Source organism: Vitreoscilla massiliensis (assembly GCF_001457815.1).
In the GTDB taxonomy this organism is placed as follows: domain Bacteria; phylum Pseudomonadota; class Gammaproteobacteria; order Burkholderiales; family Neisseriaceae; genus Vitreoscilla; species Vitreoscilla massiliensis.
In genome coordinates this window covers 1-1539 of sequence record NZ_LN898213.1, presented here as the reverse complement: position 1 = coordinate 1539, position 1539 = coordinate 1, and the positions used below count along the sequence as shown (strand labels likewise).

Sequence of the window (1539 nt, the reverse complement as noted above, 5' to 3'; positions counted from 1 at the left end):
TGCGTATGCCTTCGGCGGGATTGTATTTGTGGCGTGGGATGATTTTACCGCGGGCAGTGCCGCTCATATCAGGCACCAAACATTCAATTTCAGTAATATTGTTGGCATCTAGCCATTGGTTGATGTGTTCGGCAGCATTCATGTCAAAACCTCTAAATCAGGGTGGGTTTGTTCAATTAAAAATGAAAACAAACCATCATAGCGAGGTTGGCTTTGTTCTGACAAGTGAGATAGCACAAGATACATATTCACATTGCCATAAGCAATCAGGCCTATCGACACAGGCTTACCAATAAAGCGCGCAGACACAGAGATGCGGCCTGTAAATCTGTTCCAGTATGGTTGCCACACATCTCTAGCCGCATTTCACACAGTCTTCACGCCGCTTTCGCAACTGCCGCACATGCGGTGTTTATGCTGGCTACATTGATTCAGCAACCCTGTAACAGTGAGAGGCGCTAGCGATGGAAATTCAGTTGATTTTGGAGCAATCCCAATGCGGTAAAAGCCATACCACCCATTTACAAGAGGCGATGTTCACCCTATACCGTTGGGTGCGCGCCGAGCACATGCAAGTCAAAGTGGCGATGGGCAAGCAAGATTGCGTGTTGACGCTGCAATGTTTGGAACAGCTTAATAAAAGCCAAGTCGCCAACATCGCCCAAGCCATCGCCAACGTCTGCCAAACCAATGTGCGCATTCCGATGGTGTTCCGCAATGGTGCGTTGATGGAAATGCAGTATCAAGCAGCGTAAGCAAGATGAAAGTATCTAATAGATTTAAAAAACGGCCTGTAAATGTGGTAACAGCATTTACAGGCTGTTTGTATTGATTCATGTGCACAGAACAGTTATAGATTGGTGGTATATTTAATGTGATTTCTGTCTGTGCTATATATGTATGAAACATCGAGATGCGGCCTGTAAATCAATCTTCGAGATTTACAGGCCGCTTATGTGCTCATTTGTATCAAGCTCAAGTGGGTTGCTTCTGGTATTAAGATAGATTACTGCTGGTATTAAGTGGCATTAAGCATCAGTTTTGTACTTATCTACTTTGTTTTGGGTTTCAATTTCACTTTCCCCAATATATTTCCTCATATTTTGGATATTTCTTTGGTGTTGCAGCGAATGTTTTGGTGTTGTGCATTCGCTTTCTAAAACACTTTCTCCTTAAAATCCTTTGTAAATCAGGTGCATTGTCAAATACTCGCAATCTTTTTGCTGTTAGGTGTTGACGGGTGTGGGGAATGTGCGTAAGATTTGGCTTCTTCGCTGCTGACACAGCAACTGAAACAACCGCTTCGGTTGCTTTGTTAGGTGTCGTAGCACAGCTCTTTAAAAACAGATTACCGATAAGTGTGAGTGCGAAAAGCCTCACACTGCTAAAGAAGTAAAGACAAGATATGATTTTTAATCATTTCTCGTTCTTTTCTTTTGAGAAGCAGACCAGAAGTTATATTAGCTTAGAGATTAAACATAAGAGTTTGATCCTGGCTCAGATTGAACGCTGGCGGCATGCTTTACACATGCAAGTCGA

1 protein-coding gene and 1 rRNA gene are annotated in these 1539 nt (G+C 43.0%); both read left to right on the top strand.

Features of this window, described 5'->3' with window-relative positions; all coding sequences use genetic code 11:
• The first annotated feature begins 464 nt into the window (after nt 1–464).
• Complete coding sequence (locus BN3003_RS00025) at nt 465–755, top strand: hypothetical protein (protein ID WP_058304705.1); 291 nt, start codon at nt 465–467, stop codon at nt 753–755.
• 719 nt (nt 756–1474) lie between these two features.
• Nucleotides 1475–1539 (top strand): 16S ribosomal RNA (locus tag BN3003_RS00020); the annotation flags it as partial.